Source organism: Brucella sp. IR073, from assembly GCF_049065735.1.
Taxonomy (GTDB): domain Bacteria; phylum Pseudomonadota; class Alphaproteobacteria; order Rhizobiales; family Rhizobiaceae; genus Paramesorhizobium.
The window spans coordinates 304,660-328,177 of the sequence record NZ_JBAKHD010000004.1 but is presented as its reverse complement, the minus strand read 5'-3'; the positions used below and the strand labels follow the sequence as shown (position 1 = coordinate 328,177).

The window sequence follows — 23,518 nt, the reverse complement described above, 5'->3', positions numbered from 1 at the left end:
GGGAAGGATCAGGACATGCCGATCAATATCACCATGCCGGCCCTTTCCCCGACGATGGAAGAGGGAAATCTGGCCAAATGGCTGGTCAAGGAGGGCGACAAGGTCGCCCCCGGTGACGTGATCGCCGAGATCGAGACCGACAAGGCGACCATGGAAGTGGAAGCCGTGGACGAGGGTACGGTCGCCAAGATCGTCGTCCCCGCCGGTACGGAAGGCGTGAAGGTCAACGCGCTGATCGCGATCCTTGCCGGAGAAGGTGAGGATGTGAAGGACGCGGCGAAGGGCGGCGATGCTGCCCCCGCCAAGGCTGAAGCGCCGAAGGCTGAAGAAAAACCTGCTCCCGCCACGGAAGCGAAAGCGCCCGAACCCGCAAAGTCGGAACAGGCGAAGGCCGCGCCTGCTGCACAGGCAACCGGCGACCGCGTGTTCTCCTCGCCGCTTGCCCGCCGTCTGGCGAAGGAAGCCGGGCTCGATATATCGGCCATTTCAGGCTCCGGCCCGCATGGCCGTGTCGTGAAGGCGGATGTGGAGAAGGCGGCTGCTTCCGGCGGTGCGAAGGCGGCTCCTGCAGGGGCAGCGCCGCAGGCTGCGGCTGCCATGGCCAAGGGCCCATCGGACGATGCGGTGCTCAAGCTCTTCGAGGAAGGCTCCTACGAGCTTCTGCCGCATGACGGCATGCGCAAGACCATCGCGGCGCGTCTCACCGAATCGCATCAGACCGTTCCGTCCTATTTCGTCTCGATGGATTGCGAGATCGACGCGCTCCTGAAGCTGCGCGCCGAGATCAACAAATCCGCTCCGGTGACGAAGACGGAGAAGGGCGAGGTCCCGGCCTTCAAGCTCTCGGTCAATGATTTCATCATCAAGGCGATGGCGCTCGCGCTGCGCGACGTGCCTATGGCGAATGCTTCCTGGACCTCGACGGCCCGTGTGCTGCACAAGCACTCCGACGTCGGTGTCGCCGTGGCGATCCCCGACGGGCTGATCACGCCGATCATTCGCAAGGCGGAGACCAAGACGCTGTCGGTCATCTCCAACGAGATGAAGGACCTCGCCAAGCGCGCCCGCGACAAGAAGCTGAAGCCGGCCGAGTATCAGGGCGGCACGACGGCGGTTTCGAATCTCGGCATGTTCGGCGTGTCGAACTTCACCTCGATCATCAACCCGCCGCATGCCTCGATCGTGTCCATCGGTGCGGGGATCGAAAAGCCGGTGGTGAAGAATGGCGAGCTCAAGGTCGGCACCGTCATGACAGCCACCTTCGCCTTCGACCACCGCGTTATCGACGGGGCGCTGGGAGCGGAACTCGCTTCAGCGTTCAAGCGGTATATCGAGAACCCGATGGGGATGTTGGTCTGAGATGCTCTCTAGCCTTGGCCTTTTGCTTGATATTCTTGGGTTTGTAATCTTGTTCTATAATGGGAATTTCACAAGAAATTTCAATAGATTGGACGGGTTTTCAATCTACGAGAATAACGAGAGAGGCCAAGGCGGCGGTATCAGGGCTATCGAGAAGAAAGATAAGGTGCCGCGCGTGCTTGATTATCTGGGGTTTGGGTTGATCGTGGCGGGTTTTGTCTTTCAGCTTTTTGGCTCCGTATCATCCCTTTGCAAAGATCTCGGATGGAGTTGCGGCTAAAAGTAAATTCAAATGGTTGGACACCTCCATCTCCGCCCGGCGGAACGCCGTGAAGCTGCCGAAATCGCCATTCTGGTGGATATCTCGGCGCATGGCTTTGCGTCCTGGCTCTGGTATAGCGCCGTGCTTGACGGCCGCACCGAGACGGCGATGGAGCGGGGACGGCAAAAGATGGCCTCCGATGAGGCGGAAGGCTGGAAGAGCACCACCATTGCCGAATGGGATGGCGAGATCGCCGGTCTTTCCATCGGCTATACGCTGGATGCGAGCATTAACGATATCCCGCCGCAGCATCCGGTGCTGGATCAGCTGATCGAAATGCAGCGGAAAGTCATCGGCCATCGCTTTGTCGATAGCGTCGGGGTATACCGGGCGTTTCGGGGCAGGGGCATTGGCCGGGCGCTGATGGTGCATGAGATCGAGATGGCGAAGCGGAATGGCAATCCTGCCATCAGTCTCATTACCGAAAGCCATAATGCAGTGGCGCTTTCGCTTTACGCGGCGCAGGGTTTCACGGAAATTGAACGGCTCGAAGCGCTGGAGCGCATCGGGCAGGATAGAAAGCACGACTGGGTGCTGCTCACCCGTGAAGTGAACTAGAGCATGATCTCTGGATCAAGCGATCAAAAACAAGGCAGGGTAGTATGGCCAACAACTACGACGTCATCGTAATCGGTTCCGGTCCGGGAGGCTATATCGCCGCCATTCGCGCCGCTCAATTGGGCATGAAGGTGGCGGTGGTGGAGCGCGAGCATCTGGCCGGTATCTGCTCCAACTGGGGCTGCATCCCGACCAAGGCGCTCCTGCGTTCCGCCGATGTGCTGACCACCGCGCAGCACGGCAAGGAATATGGCCTGACGCTCGACGGCACCATCAAGCCCGACATCAAGGCCATCGTCACCCGTTCGCGCGGCATTGCGCACCGGATGAACAATGGCGTCGGCTTCCTGTTCAAGAAGAACAAGATCGATATCATTTGGGGCGAGGCGAAGATCACCAAGCCCGGTGAAATCGCCGTCACCAAGCCTTCCAAGAAGCCGGTGGAGCCGGTCGGCCCGGTACCGAAGAACACGCTGGGCGAGGGCACCTATACCGCCAAACACATCATCATCGCCACCGGCGCCCGCCCGCGCGCGCTGCCGGGCATCGAGCCTGATGGCAAGCTGATCTGGACCTATTTCGAGGCGATGAAGCCGGAAGCGCTGCCGAAATCCCTACTCGTCATGGGCTCGGGCGCCATAGGCATCGAATTCGCCAGCTTCTACCGCGCCATGGGCGTCGACGTCACGGTCGTCGAGATCATGAGCCAGGTCATGCCGGTGGAAGACGCCGAAATCTCCGGCATCGCCAAGAAGCAGTTCGAAAAGCAGGGCATGAAGATCCATCTGGAGGCAAAGGTCGCCAAGGTGGAGAAGGGCGCGGATTCCATCACCGCGACCATCGAGAAGAAGGACGGCTCGAAGGAAACCATCACCGCCGACCGGATGATTTCCGCCGTGGGCGTGCAGGCCAATATCGAGGGCATAGGCCTTGAGACGGTTGGCGTGAAGACGGATCGCGGCTTCATCGTTATCGATGGCTATGGCAAGACCAATGTGCCCGGCATCTACGCCATCGGCGACGTGGCCGGACCGCCGCTGCTGGCGCACAAGGCGGAGCATGAGGCGGTCATCTGCGTCGAGAAGATCGCGGGCCTGCCGAATGTTCACCCGATGGACAAGCTGAAAATCCCCGGCTGCACTTATTGCACCCCGCAAGTCGCCTCCGTGGGCCTGACCGAAGCCAAGGCGAAGGAGCAGGGCCGCGACATCCGCGTCGGCCGGTTCCCGTTCACCGCCAATGGCAAGGCTGTGGCGCTGGGCGAAGACTACGGCATGGTCAAGACGATATTCGACAAGAAGACCGGTGAGCTCATCGGCGCGCATCTGGTGGGCCCGGAAGTGACCGAACTCATTCAGGGCTTCGTCATCGCCATGACTCTGGAGACGACCGAGGAAGAGCTGATCCACACGATCTTCCCGCACCCGACGCTGTCGGAGGCGATGAAGGAGAGTGTGCTGGATGCATATGGAAGGGTGTTGAACGCTTAGTTGCATAAGGACGAATAACCGCCCATATCATGGGGGCCATTTTCAGGAGGGAATTCAAATGGGTGTGGGTTGGATTGCAGCGATCATCATCGGCGGCCTGGCAGGCTGGCTTGCCGGGATCGTCATGGGTCTTCGCTTCGGCGTGTTCATGAACATCGTGATCGGCATTATCGGCGCGGTGCTGGCCAATGCCATTTTTGACGCCACGAATATCCATATCGCGGCAGGATGGCTCGGCTATCTGGTGCAGGGCTTCGTCGGCTCCTGCATTTTGCTGTTTATCGCCAAAATCGTCAGGAATTGACGAGAGGCGTTTAATCGCATGACCCTGATCCGTTTCGGGGTCATGCCATTGGGTGGAAAGCAGGTTTTCGATGGTCACCATTCTCGACAGGACGAACCTTTCGAATGAAAAGCGTCTACGTCACCCGGAAAAGGCGCATCGACCGGACTCGGAGATTCTCAAGAAGCCGGACTGGATCCGCGTGAAGGCGCCGGTATCAAAAGGCTATAACGAGACGCGCGAGATCGTCCGCTCGAACAAGCTGGTGACCGTGTGCGAGGAGGCGGGCTGTCCCAATATCGGTGAGTGCTGGGACAAGAAGCACGCCACCTTCATGATCATGGGCGAGATCTGCACCCGCGCCTGCGCCTTCTGCAATGTCGCGACCGGCATTCCGACCGCGCTCGACCCGAACGAGCCGCAGAATGTGGCAAACGCCGTCCAGCAGATGGGCCTTACTCATGTGGTCATCACGTCTGTTGATCGCGACGATCTCGACGATGGCGGCGCGCAGCATTTCGCCGACGTCATCCACGCCATCCGCGCCACGTCGCCGGCAACCACCATCGAAATCCTGACGCCGGATTTCCTGCGTAAGGACGGCGCGCTCGAAATCGTGGTCAAGGCGAAACCTGACGTCTTCAACCACAATCTCGAAACCGTGCCCTCGAACTATCTCAAGGTTCGCCCCGGCGCGCGCTATTTCCACTCGATCCGGCTGCTGCAACGGGTCAAGGAACTCGACCCGACGATCTTCACCAAGTCCGGCATCATGGTGGGCCTTGGCGAGGAGCGCAACGAAGTGCTCCAGCTCATGGACGATCTGCGCTCGGCGGAGGTGGATTTCCTGACCATCGGCCAATATCTCCAGCCCTCGCGCAAGCATCACCCGGTCATCCGCTTCGTGACGCCGGAAGAATTCAAATCCTATGAAACCATCGGGCGGACCAAGGGTTTCCTGCTTGTGGCCTCGAGCCCGCTGACGCGCTCCTCGCATCATGCGGGCGAGGATTTCGCAAGGCTCAAGGCTGCGCGCGAAGCACAAACGGCAGGACGGGCTTAAGGGTAAATGCCTCAATTCACCACGATACGGCAGGTGCGGCATCGGGCTGAAGAGATGTTCGCGCTTGTCGCCGATGTCGAAAAATATCCGCAGTTCCTGCCGATGTGCGAGGCGCTGACGATCCGCTCACGAAAAGAACGCGACGACCGCACCCTGCTGGTCGCGGACATGACGGTGGGTTACAAGCTGATCCGCGAAACCTTCACCAGCCAGGTGTTCCTGAACCCGTCGGAAAACATCATCGACGTGAACTATATCGACGGACCGTTCCGTTATCTGAACAACCGCTGGTCCTTCCGGCCCGTGGGCGACGGATCGTCCTGCGAGATCGAGTTCTTCATCGATTATGAATTCAAAAGCCGCACGCTGGGACTGCTGATGGGCACGATGTTCGACATCGCGTTCCGCAAGTTTACGGAAGCGTTTGAGCGAAGGGCGGATGAGATATATGGGTGAGTCATATCACTTGGGGGAGGGGTGGCATGACCTTGATTCATAACGAGCGCATCAAGCTGCTGGCGACATATTTTAACGGTATTGGCATCGCCGTTTTTGCCGTAGGCGGGTTTGCCCCTGTAATTTCAAGCCTTTACAGCCCAAACGGGCCGACGCCGGTCCTTATCTTCATCAGCCTGGTTTGTATTCTGGTGTCATTCGCGCTACATTATGCTGCGAGCAACGTTCTCAGGAGGTTGGAACCATGACTACGATGCAGATTCTAGGCCTTCTCATTGCGCCGGTCGGTGGTCTCCTTATCGCTGCCGCAGGCCTTTATTACGCGAAGCATATACACTGATAGGCCAGAGTTGGCTTGTTTCCTGCTCCCCTGTTAGCCTAACACCTCCGCCACTAGCCCGAGCGCTGATAGCACCGTAGCCCGACGCACACCATCCCGCCCAAGATCGCCAAACCGGCATTCGCGGTGAACCGGTTTGCCGTCTCTGCGCATGGCGGCAATGTGGACGAGGCCCACGGGCTTTTCCTCCGAGCCGCCATCCGGACCGGCAATGCCGGTGACGGCGACTGCTACGCCGGCATGGGAATGGGCGAGGGCGCCTTCCACCATGGCGAGGGCGACTTCCCTGGATACCGCGCCGACCTGCTCGATGAGTGCGGCGGGGACGCCGAGCATCTCCTGCTTCGCCTCATTGGAATAGGTGATGAAGCCGCGATCCACCACATGGGAACAGCCGGCGATTTCGGTCAGCGCCGATATGATCTGGCCGCCCGTGCAGGATTCGGCGGTTGCGAGCATCATTCCCGCCTTGCGGCAGGCGGCGAGCACGGCTTTGGCTTTTTCTTCGACGGCCTTGTCTTTCATTCGGGCACCTCTCCGGGGTAAATGACAGTTGCGGTGGCGATGGCGGCGATGCCTTCGCCTCGCCCTATAAACCCTAATTTCTCATTGGTGGTTGCCTTGATCGAGATGCGATCCGGCGCAATGCCGAGCATATCGGCGAGGGCGGCGGTCATGCGCTCGCGATGCGGGCCGACCTTTGGCGCCTCGCAGATGAGCGTGATATCCGCATTGGCGATCCGCCCGCCCTTTTCCCGCACCAGCTTGACCGCGTGCTCGACGAAAATGCGGGAGGCGGCCCCCTTCCATTGCGGGTCGGAGGGAGGGAAATGCGTGCCGATATCCCCTGCGCCCTGGGTGGCGAGCAGGGCATCGGTGAGGGCATGAAGGCCGACATCGGCATCCGAATGGCCGGAGAGTTTTTGCGTGTGAGGAATTTCCACGCCGCACAGCGTCACATGGTCACCCGGCTCGAAGGCGTGGACGTCATAGCCATTTCCCGTTCGAACGTCGGGGAATATTCCGCGCGATTGCGCGAAGCGCTTGTCGGCCATTTCGATATCCTTCGCCCAGGTGAGTTTCGTGTTGTCGGCGGAGCCTTCCACCACGCGCACCGCAAGCCCGTGCCATTCGGCGATGGCGGAATCGTCGGTGAAATCCGTGCGGCCGACGCGCCAAGCGGCCTCATGGGCGTCGAGGATCGGGCCGAAAGGAAAGGCCTGCGGCGTCTGCGCGGCGTAGAGGCCCGCGCGCGGCACCGTCGTCTTGACATGCGCGTCCGGCCCCGCCTGTTTCAGCGTATCGGAAACGGCAAGCGCGGGCAGCACGCCGATGGCCGGGTGCAGCGTGCGGACAATGCGCTGGAGAAGATCCTGCGCGATGAAGGGACGCACGCCGTCATGAATCAGCACGTAGTCAGGCTGATGCGCGACAAGCGCCAGCAGCCCGAGCCGGGTCGATTCCTGCCGCGTCGGGCCGCCGGTGACGACGATCGCGCGCGCGCCGAGGTCCCCGGTCGTCTGCGCATAGAGTTGATGGTCGTCGGGGTGAATCACGCTGACGACATGGGCGATCTGCGGGCAGTCGAAAAAGGCGCGCAGCGTGTGTGCCAGCACGGCTTCGCCGCCGATACGCCGGTATTGCTTCGGCCCTTCGGTGCTCTGGCCGGCCCGCTCTCCACGGCCGGCTGCGACAATGACGGCTGCGACTTTAATGGGATTCCTGCCTTCTTATGCCTTATTTTCTGCTCTGACGTCCGATTAATGCCTGCTGTGGGGAAATACCAGACGGGAATCAATGCATTGTTGCCAAGCACTGCTTTTCCTTGCGGAAATTCTTCTTCCTGTCTAATGACTAGGCTGACCAAGAGCAATGCACATGAAACAGGCAGTGGCGGCGTGATCAATCTCGGTGAGGCTTTATACGTAGGCGATATCAGGTTGCGCAACCGGGTATTTCTGGCGCCGATGTCGGGCGTATCGGACCTGCCTTTCCGCAAGCTCGCCTGGGCGGCGGGTGCGGGCATGGTCGTCTCCGAGATGGTGGCGAGCGCGGAGCTCTGCTCGCGCGACCGCGAAAGCATGACCCGTATGATGGGCGAGGGCCTTAGCACCCATGTCGTGCAGCTTGCGGGCCGTGAGGCGCGCTGGATGGGAGAAGCGGCGCGTATTGCGGAAGGCGAGGGCGCCGACATCATCGACATCAATATGGGCTGTCCGGCCAAGAAAGTGACGGGCGGCTATTCCGGCTCGGCGCTGATGCGCGATCTCGATCATGCGATGACTTTGGTCGAGGCGACGGTAAAGGCGGTCAGCGTGCCGGTGACGCTCAAGATGCGGCTCGGCTGGGATGAAAACAGCATCAACGCCCCGGAACTTGCCCGCCGCGCCGAAGAGGCGGGCGTGCGGATGGTAACGGTGCATGGCCGCACCCGCTGCCAGTTCTATGAGGGCAAGGCCGACTGGGACGCCATCCGCGCGGTGCGCGAAGCGATCAGGATTCCGCTCGTCGCCAATGGCGATGTGCTCTCGGCGGCGGATGCGCAGCAGATACTTGTCCGCTCCGGCGCCGATGCGGTGATGATCGGACGCGGATGCTACGGTCAGCCCTGGCTGGCGGGTGAGATTGCCAGCGGAACGCCGGCAAAGCCGGGCGATATCCTTCATTATGTCATCGCCCATTACGAGGCGATGCTTGATCATTACGGCCCTGCCACCGGAACCCGCCATGCGCGCAAGCATCTGGGCTGGTATCTCGACCGCCACGCCTCCGGCCTGCCTGCGGCTGACCGCGCGGCGATCATGACGGAGACCGACCCCGCCTCCGTTATCCGGAAACTTACCCAGGCCTTTTCCCAGCCAATCGAAATGAAGAAGGTGGCGTGATGAATGCGCGCGAGAAATCGGCGACCGAGGCGATGGCCTCGATCGTGCTCAATACGATCAGCCATCCCGTCATCATGGTCGATGCGGAAGGCTATATCACCTTCGCCAATGCGGATGCGGAGCAATTCTTCCGTTCCAGCTCGAACATCCTGGCACGCAACAAGCTCGATGCCTTCCTGCCCTTCGGCAGCCCGCTGATGGCGCTGGTCGAGCAGGTGAGGGCGCATCCTTCGCCTGTCAATGAATATCGCGTCGATATCTCCTCGCCGCGTCTCGGCAATGACCGCGTGGTGGATATTTATGTCACCCCCGTCAGCGAATTCCCCGGCTCCGTCGTCATCCTCTTCAAGGAAAAGTCGATGGCGGAGAAGCTCGACCGGCAGATGACCCATCGCGGCGCAGCGCGCTCAGTTACGGGCCTTGCCTCGATGCTGGCGCATGAGATCAAGAATCCGCTGTCGGGCATTCGCGGCGCGGCGCAGCTGCTCGAAAGCGTGGTTAGCGACGAAGACCGCTCGCTGACCCGGCTCATCACCGACGAGACGGACAGGATCGTCTCGCTGGTCGACCGCATGGAGGTGTTCTCCGATGAGCGGCCCATCGACCGCGAGGCGGTCAACATTCATGTGGTGCTCGACCATGTGAAGGCCATCGCCCGCAACGGCTTTGCCAGCCACATCAAGTTCATCGAGGATTACGACCCGTCGCTGCCGCCGGTCTATGCCAACCGCGACCAGCTGGTGCAAATATTCCTCAATCTCGTGAAAAACGCCGCCGAAGCCATCGGCCATGACGAGCCGGGCGAGATCACGCTCTCGACCGCCTACCGCCCCGGCATCCGGCTTTCCGTTCCCGGCGTGCGCGACCGTGTGGCGCTGCCGCTGGAGTTCTGCGTCCACGACACCGGGCCGGGCGTGCCACCGGATTTGCTGCCGCACCTCTTCGACCCATTCGTCACCACCAAGCCGAATGGCTCCGGCCTCGGGCTTGCCCTTGTCGCCAAGATCGTCGGCGACCATGGCGGCGTGATCGAATGCGACAGCCAAGGCAAGCGCACCACATTCCGCATTCTCATGCCCGCCTGGAAAGGCGAAGAGACGGAAACCAACAGCCACCAGATGACAGGAACCGACGCATGAGCCTGGGCAGCATACTCATCGCCGATGACGATGCCGCGATCCGCACCGTTTTGAACCAGGCACTGTCGCGCGCTGGTTACGACGTCCGCGTCACCTCCAACGCCGCCACGCTCTGGCGCTGGATTTCCGGCGGCGATGGCGATCTCGTCATCACCGATGTGGTGATGCCGGACGAGAATGCCTTCGATCTCCTGCCGCGCATCAAGAAATCCCGGCCCGATTTGCCCGTGCTGGTCATGAGCGCGCAGAACACCTTCATGACAGCCATCAAGGCTTCGGAGGCGGGGGCCTACGAATATCTGCCCAAACCCTTCGACTTGACGGAACTCGTCAGCATCGTCGGCAGGGCGCTTTCGGAGCCGAAGAAAAAGCCTGACGCGAAGGGGGCGGAGGAGCAGGGCGAGAATATGCCGCTCGTCGGCCGCTCGGCGGCGATGCAGGATATCTACCGCGTGCTCGCGCGGATGATGCAAACCGATCTGACGGTCATGATATCAGGGGAGTCGGGCACGGGCAAGGAGCTGGTCGCCCGTGCGCTGCATGAATATGGCCGCCGCCGCAAGGGACCGTTCGTGGCTATCAATATGGCCGCGATCCCGCGCGACCTGATCGAATCGGAACTGTTCGGCCATGAAAAGGGCGCCTTCACCGGTGCGCAGAACCGCTCCAGCGGACGTTTCGAGCAGGCCGATGGCGGCACGCTGTTCCTCGACGAAATCGGCGACATGCCGATGGAGGCGCAGACGCGGCTTTTGCGCGTGCTCCAGCAGGGCGAATATATGACGGTGGGCGGGCGCACGCCGATCAAGACTGATGTGCGCATCGTCGCGGCGACCAACAAGGATCTGCGCATCCTCATCAATCAGGGCCTCTTCCGCGAGGACCTCTATTACCGCCTGAATGTGGTGCCGCTCCGCCTGCCGCCCTTGCGCGAGCGCAGCGAAGATATTCCCGATCTCGTGCGGCATTTCTTCAAGCAGGCGGTGAAGGATGGCCTGCCGGAAAAGCACATCACCGCGGCGGGACTTGAGCTCATGCGCCGCTACCCATGGCCGGGCAATGTTCGCGAACTCGAAAACCTGGTGCGGCGTCTCGCGGCGCTCTATCCGCAGGAGGAGATTGCGCCCGAGGTCATCGAGGCGGAGCTGAAATCCGACGTGCATAGGCCGGAACCGGCCGCCGGAGCGCTCGTATCTGATGATATGACCATCGCCCAGGCGGTGGAGGTCAACATGCAGCGCTATTTCGCCTCCTTCGGCTCCGACCTGCCGCCGCCCGGCCTCTACCAGCGTGTGCTGGCGGAAGTGGAATACCCGCTCATCTTAGCCTGCCTCACCGCCACGCGCGGCAACCAGATCAAGGCGGCGGATCTGCTGGGACTCAACCGCAATACGCTGCGGAAAAAGATCAGGGAGCTGGGGGTAAATATTTATCGGGGGGCGAAGGGGTAGGGCATTCCAGCTCGCGCCTTCCCTCCCCCTTGCGGGGAGGGTGGCCCGAAGGGTCGGGTGGGGGTGGTGACGCGTACGCTGCATTCTTCGAAGCAAGCGCAAACGTCACCACCCCCATCCGCCCGCTAACGCGGGCACCTTCCCCGCAAGGGGGAAGGAGGGCGCGCAGCCGCGGACGTCCCGAAAAATCACACCAATTCATCTCATTATGCGAAACAGCAGCCCCGATATCAGCGCCTCGACATAGCGCTTTTTCTGAAAATGCCCATTCAGCGACACGCGCGGCAATCCGGTCGGCGTGGCGAGGCTCGCGCGGCTGAGGACGCCGGGCTGCGTCGTGACAGCCGCCGAAAAGCCCGCTTCAACAGCCGCGCGGAATTCACGGTCCCCGGCAGCGGAGGGGAAGCCGTAGGGGTAGGAGAACGAACGGGGGCGGGCGCCGACATAGCGCTCTATCGCATCCGTCGAGCCCCGCATTTCCCTGATAACGCGCTCCGCATTCACCCGGCGAAGGTTCACATGGGTGATGGTATGCGCGCCGAAATGGACCAGCAGGTCCTCAGCCAGTTGCCGCAATTCCTGCTCGTTCATGACGAGATCGTCGACAATGGCCAGCGGATCGATCCCGTGCGCTTTCGCCATGTCATCGATCTTGCGCACCGCTTCGTCTTCGTCGGTCGCGTGGACGAAGGCGGCGAGGCGCTCGAAGACCGCGAACTTCTGGTTCACCGTCGCCGTTTCGATCGCTTCCGGCCCACCGCCGAAATCGAAGCGGATCGTGGAGGCTGTCTTTATCGCTGCCGCCGCCGTCTCCCACCAGATGGTGCGGGTTCGCTCGACAAATCCTGAAGTGACGAAGATCGTATAGGGGGTATTGAATTTCCGGAAGACCGGCGCGGCGAACTGGGTATTGTTCCGGTATCCGTCATCGAGCGTGAAGGCTACGAATTTCCGCTCGTCGCCGGGGTTGGCGGTCAGCGCCGGCAGGTCGTGAAGGTGAACGGGCAGGAGCCCATGGGCGAGCGCCGTCTCGATGGCCTCTTCCAGGAATTCCGGCGTCACCGAAAGATGGGCATTGGGCGCAAAGCCGGTTTCCGCGTCCGGGCGGACATGGTGCAGCGTGAAGATCACGCCGCGTCCGCCCGCTGACGGAAAGAGCCTTCCCAGTCGCGGAAGCGCAACCGCCTCGAGCCCCGCGCGTATCGCAGCATATTTCAGATGGCGTATGACCGGGCCGCCGGGAATCAGCGAACGAAGGCTCTTCAAGACGCGAAATCCTCGGGGTAAGTGTGGCGGCTCAATCGGAGAGAATTCGTTACAGCTTGCGGGAAAACTCTGCAACTTTCGCCAAGCGCGGTGCGTGTTTGAGGGTTTTCACAATTTTCGCCGCAGCATCGCCAAAAGCGTTGCAATTTCGCCACAATGCGTTGCACTGATGCAACGCATTGGTTTAGCTTGGACGTCATGGCGAAATTGAACCGGTTGAGTCTTCTGAAGCAGCTGACCGCATCCTCCCGCAATGGCGAGGGGCGCAAGCTGCTTGCGCTGCCCGGCATCATCACCGTCGTCACGGCGCTGGTGACGGCGGCGGTGTCCTTCGTCATCCTGATTGGCTTGACGCCGATCAACCCTGACCGAACCGTGACGCTGGCGCTGACCACGATCAATGTGGCGCTGATCCTGGCGCTCATTCTGCTCATCTGCCGCGAAATCTACCGCATCGTCCATGCAAGGCGGCATGGCAGGGCGGCGGCGCGGCTGCATGTGCGCATCGTCGCGCTGTTCTGCCTCATCGCCGCGATCCCGGCGATCATCGTGGCGATCGTCGCCTCTGTGACGCTCAATCTCGGCCTCGACCGCTGGTTCGAGACGAACACCAAGCAGATCGTCGAATCCTCGCGCAATCTCGCGGAGGCCTATATCAACGAAACCGCCCGCAACCTGCAGGGCACGACCTATTCGATGGTGCAGGACCTCGATTCGCAGCGCACGCTCTATAGCCTCGACCGCGGCGGCTTCATCAAGCTGATGTCGTTGCAGGCGCGCGGACGCGGCATGCTCGGCGCTTTCCTGCTGCGCGAGAATGGCGACGTCATCCTGAAAAGCGATCTCGGCTCCGAGAAGATGCTGCCGCCTCCGCCGCCCGGGACGCTGGACATCGCCCAAGACGGCATGGCCGTGATGATCCCGCCGGGCACCACCCATTATGTCGGCGCGGTCATCAAGATGCGCCAGATACCGAATGCCTATCTCTATACGATCCGTCAGGTCGAGCCGCAGATCCTCGATTCGATGCGCCTGATGGAGGCGAACAGGGAGCGCTACCAGGCGATGGAAGCGAACCGCGTTCCGACGCAGATCGCCTTCGCGCTGCTTTATTTCGGCCTGACGCTGGTCGTGCTGCTCTCGGCTATCTGGACGGGCATCGCCGTCGCCGACCGGCTCGTGCGCCCCATCCGCCTCCTGATCGGCGCTGCCGACGACGTGGCGTCGGGCAATCTCGACGTGTCCGTGCCGGTGAGGAGTTCCGATGGCGACGTGGGCGCCTTGTCCGGCACGTTCAACAACATGGTGGCGGAGCTGAAGAGCCAGCGCAACGAGCTGATCGCCGCAAAAGACCAGATCGACGAGCGGCGGCGCTTCTCCGAAGCGGTGCTATCAGGCGTCACCGCCGGTGTCATCGGCATCGATACGGATGGGCTCATCAGCATCGTCAACCGCTCGGCGGAGCATATGTTCGGCATCAAGGCGAGCAAGGCCATCGGCAAGAGCCTGTCGGGCATTGCGCCTGAGATCGGCCAGGTCTTCGAAATCGCGCGCTCGGCAAGACGCCCTGTTCACCGCGAGCAAGTCACCATGACGCGGGGAGGAGCGGCGCGGACCTTCAACGTACAGGTGACGGTGGAAGACGCCCAATCGGACGAGCACTCCTATGTGGTGACGGTGGATGACATCACCGATCTCGTTCAGGCGCAGCGCTCCTCCGCCTGGGCGGATGTCGCGCGCCGCATCGCGCATGAGATCAAGAACCCGCTAACGCCGATCCAGCTTTCCGCTGAACGAATCCGTCGCCGCTATGGCAAGGTCATCACAGAGGACCGCGAGGTGTTCGACCAATGCACGGACACAATCATCCGGCAGGTGGGCGACATAGGCCGCATGGTTGACGAGTTTTCTGCTTTCGCGCGGATGCCGAAGCCGGAAATCAAGCCGATGGATCTGCGCGAGGCGCTGCGCGAGGCTGCATTCCTGATCGAGGTCAGCCGCAACGATATTTCCTTCGAGCACGCCTTCAATGGCGAGCCGCTGGTCGGCGATTTCGACAGCCGGCTGCTTGGACAGGCCTTCGGCAACGTCATCAAGAACGCCAGCGAGGCGATCGACGCGGTGCCGAAGGAAGAGCGGGGCGAGGGCCATATCCTCATTCGCGCCTACCGCGAAAACGATTCGCTCGTCGTGGAGGTGATCGACAATGGCAAGGGCCTGCCGGGCGAGAACCGGCAGCGGCTGCTGGAGCCCTATATGACGACGCGCGAGAAAGGCACGGGGCTCGGCCTCGCCATCGTCAAGAAAATCGTCGAGGAACATGGCGGGCACATGGAGTTGCATGACGCGCCCGCGGATTTCCATGGCGGCAAAGGCGCGATGATACGCATGGTCTTCCCCGCGAAGGAAGAGGGTGGGGAGCAATCCCTAATGAAGGCGAAGGCAGGCAGGTGAACTGATGGCGGCTGATATTCTTGTTGTGGATGACGAAGCGGATATCCGTGATCTCGTAGCTGGTATCCTGAGCGACGAGGGGCATGAAACACGCGTCGCGCACGACGCCGACAGCGCTCTGGCGGCAATCGGCGACCGGGTGCCGCGGCTGGTGTTCCTCGACATCTGGATGCAGGGCAGCCGGCTGGACGGCATGGCGCTGCTCGACGAGATCAAGAGCCGGCATCCCGACCTTCCCGTGGTGATGATTTCAGGTCACGGCAATATCGAAACCGCCGTCTCTGCCATCCGCCGCGGCGCCTATGATTTCATCGAAAAGCCGTTCAAGGCGGACCGGCTGATTCTGATCGCAGAAAGGGCGCTGGAAACCTCAAAGCTGAAGCGCGAAGTCTCTGATTTGCGCAAGCGCAGCGGCGACAGCCTCGAACTGCACGGCAATTCGCTCGCGATGAACCATCTGCGCCAGACCATAGAGCGCGTCGCGCCCACCAATAGCCGCATCATGATCATGGGGCCCTCCGGCTCGGGCAAGGAACTGGTGGCGCGATCCATTCACGCGCTTTCAAGCCGTGCGCGCGGGCCCTTCGTCACGCTGAATGCGGCGACGATTACGCCGGAGCGCATGGAGATCGAGCTCTTCGGCACCGAGATGGATGGCGGCGAGCGCAAAGTCGGCGCGCTGGAGGAGGCGCATGGCGGCATTCTCTATCTCGACGAAGTCGCCGATATGCCGCGCGAGACACAGAACAAGATCCTGCGTGTCCTGGTGGACCAGCAGTTCGAGCGCGTCGGCGGCACGAAGCGCGTCAAGGTCGATGTGCGCATCATTTCGTCCACGGCCCAGAACCTCGAAGCCATGATCGCCGAAGGGCGCTTCCGCGAAGATCTCTTCCACCGTCTCGCCGTCGTGCCCGTCATGGTGCCGGGGCTTGCCTCGCGGCGCGAAGATATTCCAGCACTGGTCGAGTTCTTCATGAAGCAGATCGCCGAGCAGTCCGGCATCAAGCCGCGCAAGATCGGACCGGACGCGATGGCCGTTCTGCAGGCGCATAGCTGGCCGGGCAATGTGCGCCAGCTGCGCAACAATGTGGAGCGGCTGATGATCCTGGCGCGCGGCGACGATCCGGACGCTGTCATCACGGCGGACCTTCTGCCCTCGGAAATCGGCGACACGCTGCCCCGCGCGCCGACCGAATCCGACCAGCACATCATGGCGCTGCCCTTGCGCGAGGCGCGGGAACTGTTCGAGAAGGAATATCTGATCGCGCAGATCAACCGTTTCGGCGGAAACATCTCGCGCACCGCCGAATTTGTGGGAATGGAGCGGTCGGCCTTACACCGGAAACTGAAGTCGCTGGGGGTGTGACGTTCATCGCCACCCCGGCGAACAATTCGGAAACGCTAGAGGAGGATCGGCTCTTATTGGAGGACCTGTGGGCGTTGCCTTTTAACCTTACACATTGGTTGAATACGAGAATATTATTTATTCACTTCCACTTAGGCGTGAAATATCTTAAATAAGGATAAGCGTTCATGGCGGAACGCAACCGCGTGACTTAGGTCCCGCGTGCCAATAGTGGGTTGGGGCGATGGATATCTGCACATTCTGGTACGGACCATTATTGCGCGAGGTGGACAGAGTCTGCCTCGCTTCAATGGTGGCAACCGGGCAGCGGGTTAAGCTGTTCAGTTACGGCCCGGTCGATAATATTCCTCCGGGAGTGGAGCTCCACGACGCTGAACCCATCCTGCCGCAATCCGTATTCCGCCGCCTCGATCCGAATTACCCCAATTTCAAATCGCGCCGCACGATCGTGCAATTCAGCGACCTGTTCCGCATCATGCTGATGAAGCATGGTCAGGGAGTATGGCTCGATACGGATGTCTATCTTCTGAAGCAGTTTCATCCTGCGGCGGATCGCCCTTACCTTGCCCGGGAAAACCGGAGCCGCGTCGGCGTCTCCGCGCTCTATCTTCCTCCCGATAATCCCGTTATCGCGGAATTCGAAGCCTATATCGGAGGAACCTCCTTACTGCCATCATGGCTGGGCATACGGCGCGGAATGTTGCGGCCGGCATGGTTTCGGCTGACCGGGCAGGAGGTAACCCCGGCAAAAATCGGCATCACCGTATTCGGCAATGACGGTATCTCGCGCCTGGCGAGGAAATACGGCTTCTTCCATGATGCCGCGCCCAAGGAAAACTTTTATTATTGGACCGGAAGGGAAACGCTCAGGATATTCGACCCGGCCCATGGGCTGGAGCCGATCCATCATCCTGATGTCATAGGCTTCCATATTCACAGGAAAGAGCCGTCCGTACTCATCGCGAGGGAGGGAAGTTTCTACGACTGGGCGATAAAGCGCGTTGCGGTACAGCTGCTGCCGCTTGCCGCATGAGTTAAGCTGGCCAATCTATTGTCCCAACACGTTCCAGCGGGACTTTCACTGTACAAAACACTTTTCGGATTGCAGAAAAAACGTCATCCTGTTACCCAAACAATGAGGGGTGGATTTGGCGTTTCGCATTGCCTGCCACTGTCGGCTCGGTTGGCCTTGGGCTGCTTGGATTCCTGGGGCAAGCGAGCCTGTGCCATATACGCGTGTGAGTCAGTTGCTGATCGAATTAAAGGATAAAAACAATGGCTGAGCGATCGCAAAATCTTCAAGATCTCTTCCTCAATTCCGTACGGAAACAGAAGATTTCGTTGACGATCTTTCTCATCAACGGCGTCAAACTGACCGGAATCGTCACGTCATTCGATAATTTCTGTGTGCTTCTGCGGCGGGATGGCCATTCGCAGCTCGTTTACAAGCATGCGATCTCGACCATCATGCCGAGCCAGCCGGTGCAGATGTTCGAAGGCGATGACGGGCAATAATTCCCTCGCTATGTTAGAAGCATTTCTGCAACGCTAGGCGCTTCTGCCTGGCTGCAAATGCTCCAAGGACTGACCATTGAGCAAATCAAAAGGGCGCACGCCACAGGGGGGCGACGCGGAGTTCGGATTCGATGCCTCCGCGAAAGGCCCCACGCGCGCCATCGTCGTCGTGCCCGTGCTGCCGGAGCGCATGCAAGATAGCGGGCAGGGGGATGATTCCAACCGCCCGCAATTCCGCCGCAGCAATGAGGCGCGGCTGGAGGAAGCGGAGGGACTGGCGCGGGCCATAGACCTCGACATCGTCCATTCCGAAATCGTCACCGTGAGCAATCCGCGCCCGGCAACCCTCTTGGGAACCGGCAAGGTCGAAGCGGTTGCGGGGGCCATCAAGGAAAAAGAGGCCGAGCTCGTCATCGTCGATCATGCGCTGACGCCCGTGCAGCAGCGTAATCTCGAAAAGGAATGGCACGCCAAGGTCATCGACCGGACCGGGCTCATCCTCGAAATCTTCGGCCGCCGGGCGCAGACGAAGGAAGGCGCGCTACAGGTCGAACTGGCGCATCTGAATTATCAGAAGGGCCGCCTCGTCCGCAGCTGGACCCACTTGGAACGCCAGCGTGGCGGCGGCGGCTTCCTGGGCGGGCCGGGCGAAACGCAGATCGAGGCCGACCGGCGTATTCTGCAAGAGAAGATCCTGCGCATCCGCCGCGAACTGGAAACGGTGGTCCGCACCCGCACCCTGCATCGCCAGAAGCGCAAGAAGGTGCCGCATCCCATCGTCGCCCTCGTTGGCTATACCAACGCCGGAAAATCGACGCTGTTCAACCGGCTGACCGGCGCTGAGGTGCTGGCGGAGGACATGCTGTTCGCTACGCTCGATCCGACGCTGCGCCGCATTCGTCTTCCGCATGGCGAAACGGTGATTCTTTCCGATACAGTGGGCTTCATTTCCAACCTGCCGACCCACCTCGTCGCCGCTTTCCGGGCCACGCTGGAAGAGGTGGTGGAAGCAGACCTCATCCTCCATGTGCGCGATATATCCGACCCTGATAATGCGGCGCAGGCGGAAGACGTCGAGAACATCCTGGCAAGCCTCGGCATCGAGCGGGGTGACAACAGGCGCATTCAGGAGGTCTGGAACAAAATCGACCTCCTCGATGAAGCTGCGCGTGAGGCGGCTCTGCGCCTGAGCGCAGCGGCTCCAGAGGACGCCCGGCCCATCCCTATCTCCGCCGCGACGGGTGAGGGCGTCGGTCACCTCCTCTCCGTCATAGAAAGCCGGATATCGGGTGTGCTGGAGCATGTCGAACTCACCCTCGCGCCCGATAAACTGCATCTGGCCGACTGGATCTACCGCAATGGCAGCAATATCCAGCGCGAGGATATGGAGGACGGCTCCATCCGGATCGAGGCCGACATGACCGCCACGGCGCGCAAGACATTGCGGGAGCGGATGACGGGCGGGAAATAGAACAATTTGTTTTTAGACGGAAGCAAAGAAGCTTGATCTTCGTCGTGACTGGAAACTTTACCGTCGAGGAATGGATCCCAGTGACAAGCACTGGGATGACGAGGCGGTGAGGTATTCGCCCTGCTAGACAACCATTGTGGCATGCGGAACGGTTGGAGGTTATCGAGAACATCCAATCCACCCGTCATCCCAGTGCTTGTCACTGGGATCCATTCCTCTCCCTATCCACTACAACAATGACAAATTGGCAGGCAGTAGATTCCGTCATAAGGCAGTTGCTCTAGCAGCCGCTATTCCTTCGGCTTTTTCGCCGCCTGCCACAGCGCCTCCATCTCCTCGAGCGAGGCGTCGTCCAGCGAACGCTCCTGCGCCTTCAACGATTCCTCGATGAAGTGAAAACGGGAGCGGAATTTTTCGTTCGTGGCGCGCAGGGCGCTTTCCGGCTCGATGTCGAGATGGCGGCCGAGATTGACGAGGGCGAAGAGGAGGTCGCCATATTCTTCCGCAATCTCGGCTTTCTTCCTGCTCTGCATCGCCTCGCGCAATTCCGCCGTTTCCTCTGAGATCTTGTCGAGGATCGGCTCAGCCTCGGACCAATCGAAGCCCACCTTCGCGGCCTTCTGCTGCAGCTTCAGCGCCCGCATCAGCGCGGGGAGGGCTTGGGGCACGTCATCCAGGAAGCCGGTCAGTTCGCCCGAATCGAGGCCCAGGTCGGCCCGGCGTTTGGCGCGCTCGGCCTTTTCCTCCGTCTTGATGCGGTTCCATGCGCCCTTGGCCATGCCTGCCTCGCGCGCTTTTTCATCCCCGAAGACATGTGGATGGCGACGGATCATCTTGGTGGTGATGGCTTCGACAACCGCGCCGAAGTCGAAAGCGCCTTCTTCTTCCGCCATGCGGGCATGGAAAACGACCTGAAGCAGCAGGTCGCCCAGTTCCTCGCGAAGATCGTCGAGATCACCGCGCTCGATCGCGTCAATCACTTCGAACGCTTCTTCGAGCGTATAGGGCGCGATGGAGCGGAAATTCTGCTCCAGATCCCAGGGGCAGCCGGTGACCGGCGTGCGGAGCGCAGCCATGATCTCGATCAGGCGGTCGATATCGCGGGAGGGTTTCATGGCAAAATCCTTGGGGCTTAAGCGGAAATCGTTCGTTGACCCAGATGTGACGCGGGCGGGCTTGCGGGGAGGGGACATTTTGCCTAGAGCCTAACTGAGCTCCAGTCTCATCCTGTCAGACTGAACCCCTTCTATCGCGGCGAAAAGGCGGATCGCAATGACAATTCTCGTGACCGGCGGCGCCGGCTATATCGGCTCCCACACCTGCGTCGAGCTTTTGCAGGCGGGACATGATGTGGTTGTCGTCGACAATTTCGACAACAGCCATCCCGAAGCTCTGAGCCGCATCGAACAGATTACGGGAAAAGCCCCGGCGCACGAAACCGGCGACATCCGCGACCGCGCCTTTCTCGAGAACGTGCTTCGCCGCTATGGCTGCACGGCGGTGATCCATTTCGCCGGGCTGAAGGCCGTTGGCGAATCTGGCGAGAAGCCGCTTCTCTATTACGATTACAATCTCGTCGGCACGCTGCGCCTGCTGGAGGCAATGGGAGCTACCGGGGCGAAGAAGCTCGTCTTCAGCTCCTCCGCCACCGTCTATGGCGAGCCGCAGAAGCTGCCGCTCGAAGAGGGCCACCCGCTCTCCGCCACCAACCCCTATGGCCGGACGAAGCTGATGATCGAGGAAATGCTGCGCGACCTCCATCGCAGCGATCCCTCCTGGCATATCGGCATCCTGCGCTATTTCAACCCGGTCGGCGCGCATGAGAGCGGGCTCATCGGCGAGGACCCGAAGGGCATCCCCAACAATCTGATGCCCATCATCGCGCAGGTCGCGGGCGGGCGGCGCGAGAAGCTGCATGTCTGGGGCAATGATTATCCGACGCCTGATGGCACGGGCATCCGCGATTACATCCATGTGGTGGACCTGGCGCGCGGGCATCTGAAGGCGCTCGAGAAACTCGACGAGCCGCAATGCTTCGCCGTCAACCTGGGCACGGGGCAGGGCTATAGCGTGATGGAGGTGATCAAAGCCTTCGAGCACGTTTCGAACCGCCACATCCCTCATGAAATCGCCCCCCGCCGCGCCGGTGACGTCGCCGCCTGCTATGCCGATCCCTCCCATGCACGGGATTTCCTCGGCTGGTCGGCGACGAAGGATCTGCGCCAGATGTGCCAGGATATGTGGAACTGGCAGGTGAAGAACCCTGATGGGTATGAGTAGGCATCGTTCTCCATGCGGTTCCTCCCCGACAAATTCATCCTCAGTCTCATTTGCGCGATCATCCTCGCCTCCTTCCTGCCTGTCCGGGGAGAATTCGCCGAATGGTTTGCGCTGGCGACCAAGATCGCGGTGGGGCTTTTGTTCTTCCTCCATGGCGCGCGGCTGTCGCGGGCGGCGGTGGTGGCGGGGCTGGTGCATTGGCGGCTGCATCTGGTGGTGCTGTCAGCCTCCTTCATCCTCTTCCCGATTCTGGGGCTGATGGCAGGGTGGCTCGTGCCGGGCCTCAAGGCGTCTGCCTTTTACACCGGCATCCTCTTCCTCTGCGTGCTGCCTTCGACAGTGCAATCCTCCATCGCCTTCACCGCGATTGCCGGCGGCAATGTCTCGGCGGCGGTCGTCTCGGCCTCCGCGTCGAACCTGCTCGGCATGTTCCTGACGCCGCTCCTGGTCGGCCTGCTTTTCACCGTGCAGGGCCATGGCATGTCGTTCCATGCGCTCGAGGAAATCCTCATGCAATTGCTCGCGCCCTTCGTGCTCGGGCAATTGCTGCAGCCCTTCATCGGCGATTTCATGCGCAGGCATAACAAGGCGCTCGGGCTGGTCGACAAGGGTTCGATCCTGATGGTCGTCTATCTCGCCTTCAGCGAGGCGGTGGTGGCCGGGCTCTGGCACAGCGTGTCCTGGCACGACCTCGCCATGATGGTCGGCGTCGATATGGTGCTGCTGGCTCTCGTGCTTGTCATGACCGCCTATGGCAGCAAATGGCTGGGCTTCGGGCTGGAGGACCGCATCACTATCATGTTCTGCGGCTCGAAGAAGAGCCTCGCCAGCGGCGCGCCCATGGCGAATGTGCTGTTCGCCGGGCAGAATGTCGGCGGCATCGTCCTGCCGCTGATGCTGTTCCACCAGATACAGCTCATGGTCTGCGCCATGCTGGCGCGCAGATATGCGGACAGAAAACTGAAACTCGAAGCGGCGGAAGGCAAGGCATGAGCGGATTTGACGAAGAAGCGCTGGCGGAAGCCTATAACCGCGCCCTGGCGCTGGAAAAGGCCGGCGATTTCGACGCGGCGGCGCGCGCCTATGCCGAGGTGCTGATGCTTGACCCTGACGATCATGGCGGCGCCGCGGTCAGGCTCGCCAGTATCGGCCGGGGCGAGACGCCGCCCAAGGCGCCCGACGCCTATGTGGCGACGCTGTTCGACCAGCATGCCGAGATGTTCGATACCATCCTCGTCGATGAGCTGGGCTATGACGTGCCGCTGCAGTTACGCGACATGCTGCTAGAGCGCGATCCCGAGGCGCAGTTCTCCCGTATGCTGGATCTGGGCTGCGGCACCGGCCTTTCCGCCGACGCGCTCCACGACATGGCCGAGCACAAGACCGGCGTCGATATTTCAGAGAACATGGTCGAGATCGCCCATGAGAAAGGCGATTATGACGCGCTGTTCGTCGGCGAGGTGGTGAATTTCCTCGACCAGACGCAAGACCAGGCCTGGGATTTGATCGTGGCCACCGACGTGCTGCCCTATATGGGCGCGCTCGATGCCTTCTTCGCAGGCGTTAGCCGTCATCTCACCCCCGGCGGTACCTTCGCCTTTTCAAGCGAGACGCTGCCGGACGCGGTGCTGGAGGGCAGGGCCTTCATGGTCGGCCCGCACCAGCGCTTCGCCCATTCGCAAGCCTATGTGCTAGAGATGCTCGAGGCAAACGGCATGGACTGTGCCGAATGCCTCGATATTACCGTGAGGGCGGAACAGGGCAAGCCGGTGCCGGGACATCTCATGCTGGCGATCAGGCGGCCAGCCTGATCGCCGGAA

Annotated in this window: 22 protein-coding genes; 18 read left to right on the top strand and 4 right to left on the bottom strand. The window is 61.1% G+C overall.

All coding sequences use genetic code 11. The features are described 5' to 3' along the window. The first annotated feature begins 15 nt into the window (after positions 1–15). The 7 genes from ACOWVG_RS10960 to ACOWVG_RS10930 all read left to right on the top strand — a co-directional run bounded on the left by ACOWVG_RS10960 (position 16) and on the right by ACOWVG_RS10930 (position 5,779). Positions 16–1,359, top strand: a complete 1,344-nt coding sequence (locus tag ACOWVG_RS10960; RefSeq protein ID WP_420962166.1) for a pyruvate dehydrogenase complex dihydrolipoamide acetyltransferase — start codon at positions 16–18, stop codon at positions 1,357–1,359. Between the two features lie 292 nt (positions 1,360–1,651). Next, positions 1,652–2,239 (top strand): GNAT family N-acetyltransferase, encoded by a 588-nt coding sequence (locus tag ACOWVG_RS10955; RefSeq protein ID WP_420962165.1) that lies wholly within the window; start codon positions 1,652–1,654, stop codon positions 2,237–2,239. Positions 2,240–2,283: 44 nt separating this feature from the next. Then, positions 2,284–3,729: a dihydrolipoyl dehydrogenase gene (gene lpdA / locus ACOWVG_RS10950; protein WP_420962162.1), complete on the top strand. Its 1,446-nt coding sequence runs from the start codon at positions 2,284–2,286 to the stop codon at positions 3,727–3,729. 58 nt (positions 3,730–3,787) lie between these two features. Then, the gene (locus ACOWVG_RS10945; protein WP_420962160.1) at positions 3,788–4,033 is read left to right on the top strand and encodes a GlsB/YeaQ/YmgE family stress response membrane protein; all 246 of its coding nucleotides are present in this window, start codon (positions 3,788–3,790) and stop codon (positions 4,031–4,033) included. Between the two features lie 70 nt (positions 4,034–4,103). Next, positions 4,104–5,075: a lipoyl synthase gene (lipA, locus tag ACOWVG_RS10940; RefSeq protein ID WP_420962158.1), complete on the top strand. Its 972-nt coding sequence runs from the start codon at positions 4,104–4,106 to the stop codon at positions 5,073–5,075. A 6-nt stretch (positions 5,076–5,081) separates the two neighbouring features. Then, positions 5,082–5,531 (top strand): type II toxin-antitoxin system RatA family toxin, encoded by a 450-nt coding sequence (locus ACOWVG_RS10935; RefSeq protein WP_420962156.1) that lies wholly within the window; start codon positions 5,082–5,084, stop codon positions 5,529–5,531. Between the two features lie 26 nt (positions 5,532–5,557). Then, positions 5,558–5,779: an amino acid transporter gene (locus ACOWVG_RS10930; RefSeq protein ID WP_420962154.1), complete on the top strand. Its 222-nt coding sequence runs from the start codon at positions 5,558–5,560 to the stop codon at positions 5,777–5,779. A 125-nt stretch (positions 5,780–5,904) separates the two neighbouring features. Here ACOWVG_RS10930 and ACOWVG_RS10925 read toward each other — a convergent pair whose 3' ends face one another. Together ACOWVG_RS10925 and ACOWVG_RS10920 are read right to left on the bottom strand one after the other, a co-directional pair. Next, on the bottom strand, positions 5,905–6,396 hold the full coding sequence (locus ACOWVG_RS10925; protein ID WP_420962152.1) for a CinA family protein: 492 nt from the start codon (positions 6,394–6,396) through the stop codon (positions 5,905–5,907). Beyond that, positions 6,393–7,586 carry a bifunctional 2-C-methyl-D-erythritol 4-phosphate cytidylyltransferase/2-C-methyl-D-erythritol 2,4-cyclodiphosphate synthase gene (locus tag ACOWVG_RS10920; protein ID WP_420962416.1) on the bottom strand — a complete coding sequence of 398 codons (1,194 nt, stop codon included), beginning with the start codon at positions 7,584–7,586 and terminating at the stop codon, positions 6,393–6,395. The genes ACOWVG_RS10925 and ACOWVG_RS10920 overlap by 4 nt, the downstream gene beginning before the upstream one ends. Before the next feature lie 183 nt (positions 7,587–7,769). Between ACOWVG_RS10920 and dusB the strand changes: the two genes are divergently transcribed. The 3 genes from dusB to ntrC are packed head-to-tail and all read left to right on the top strand — an operon-like array spanning position 7,770 to position 11,346. Then, a complete protein-coding gene (dusB, locus tag ACOWVG_RS10915; protein WP_420962150.1) occupies positions 7,770–8,756 on the top strand; it encodes a tRNA dihydrouridine synthase DusB in 987 nt (328 codons plus the stop codon). Continuing rightward, entirely contained in the window at positions 8,756–9,895 is a 1,140-nt protein-coding gene (locus ACOWVG_RS10910; RefSeq protein ID WP_420962148.1) for a two-component system sensor histidine kinase NtrB, read from the top strand. The genes dusB and ACOWVG_RS10910 overlap by 1 nt, the downstream gene beginning before the upstream one ends. Further along, positions 9,892–11,346 (top strand): nitrogen regulation protein NR(I), encoded by a 1,455-nt coding sequence (ntrC, locus tag ACOWVG_RS10905; protein ID WP_420962147.1) that lies wholly within the window; start codon positions 9,892–9,894, stop codon positions 11,344–11,346. Before ACOWVG_RS10910 ends, ntrC begins: the two co-directional genes overlap by 4 nt. A gap of 198 nt (positions 11,347–11,544) precedes the next feature. Here the strand turns inward: ntrC and ACOWVG_RS10900 are convergent, their stop codons facing one another. Next, entirely contained in the window at positions 11,545–12,612 is a 1,068-nt protein-coding gene (locus tag ACOWVG_RS10900; protein ID WP_420962145.1) for a polysaccharide deacetylase family protein, read from the bottom strand. Positions 12,613–12,810: 198 nt separating this feature from the next. Between ACOWVG_RS10900 and ACOWVG_RS10895 the strand changes: the two genes are divergently transcribed. The 5 genes from ACOWVG_RS10895 (at position 12,811) to hflX (ending at position 19,418) form a co-directional block, all read left to right on the top strand. Then, complete coding sequence (locus ACOWVG_RS10895) at positions 12,811–15,066, top strand: ATP-binding protein (RefSeq protein ID WP_420962143.1); 2,256 nt, start codon at positions 12,811–12,813, stop codon at positions 15,064–15,066. Between the two features lie 4 nt (positions 15,067–15,070). Then, positions 15,071–16,432, top strand: coding sequence for a sigma-54-dependent transcriptional regulator (locus tag ACOWVG_RS10890; RefSeq protein WP_420962141.1), 1,362 nt, complete (start codon positions 15,071–15,073; stop codon positions 16,430–16,432). 223 nt (positions 16,433–16,655) lie between these two features. Next, positions 16,656–17,465 (top strand): hypothetical protein, encoded by an 810-nt coding sequence (locus ACOWVG_RS10885; RefSeq protein WP_420962138.1) that lies wholly within the window; start codon positions 16,656–16,658, stop codon positions 17,463–17,465. A gap of 242 nt (positions 17,466–17,707) precedes the next feature. Next, positions 17,708–17,947, top strand: coding sequence for an RNA chaperone Hfq (gene hfq, locus ACOWVG_RS10880; RefSeq protein ID WP_420962136.1), 240 nt, complete (start codon positions 17,708–17,710; stop codon positions 17,945–17,947). 76 nt (positions 17,948–18,023) lie between these two features. Then, positions 18,024–19,418, top strand: coding sequence for a GTPase HflX (gene hflX / locus ACOWVG_RS10875; RefSeq protein ID WP_420962134.1), 1,395 nt, complete (start codon positions 18,024–18,026; stop codon positions 19,416–19,418). Between the two features lie 290 nt (positions 19,419–19,708). On the opposite strand, the gene mazG is transcribed toward hflX, so the two are convergent. Then, the gene (gene mazG / locus ACOWVG_RS10870) at positions 19,709–20,533 is read right to left on the bottom strand and encodes a nucleoside triphosphate pyrophosphohydrolase (RefSeq protein WP_420962132.1); all 825 of its coding nucleotides are present in this window, start codon (positions 20,531–20,533) and stop codon (positions 19,709–19,711) included. A 157-nt stretch (positions 20,534–20,690) separates the two neighbouring features. Here mazG and galE point away from each other — a divergent pair, with 157 nt between their 5' ends. Genes galE through ACOWVG_RS10855 form a run of 3 tightly spaced genes read left to right on the top strand, consistent with a single transcriptional unit; the run spans position 20,691 to position 23,509 of the window. After that, positions 20,691–21,698 (top strand): UDP-glucose 4-epimerase GalE, encoded by a 1,008-nt coding sequence (galE, locus tag ACOWVG_RS10865; RefSeq protein ID WP_420962130.1) that lies wholly within the window; start codon positions 20,691–20,693, stop codon positions 21,696–21,698. Between the two features lie 12 nt (positions 21,699–21,710). After that, positions 21,711–22,691 (top strand): bile acid:sodium symporter family protein, encoded by a 981-nt coding sequence (locus ACOWVG_RS10860; RefSeq protein WP_420962128.1) that lies wholly within the window; start codon positions 21,711–21,713, stop codon positions 22,689–22,691. Then, a complete protein-coding gene (locus ACOWVG_RS10855) occupies positions 22,688–23,509 on the top strand; it encodes a methyltransferase domain-containing protein (RefSeq protein WP_420962126.1) in 822 nt (273 codons plus the stop codon). Before ACOWVG_RS10860 ends, ACOWVG_RS10855 begins: the two co-directional genes overlap by 4 nt. Positions 23,510–23,518 lie beyond the last annotated feature (9 nt).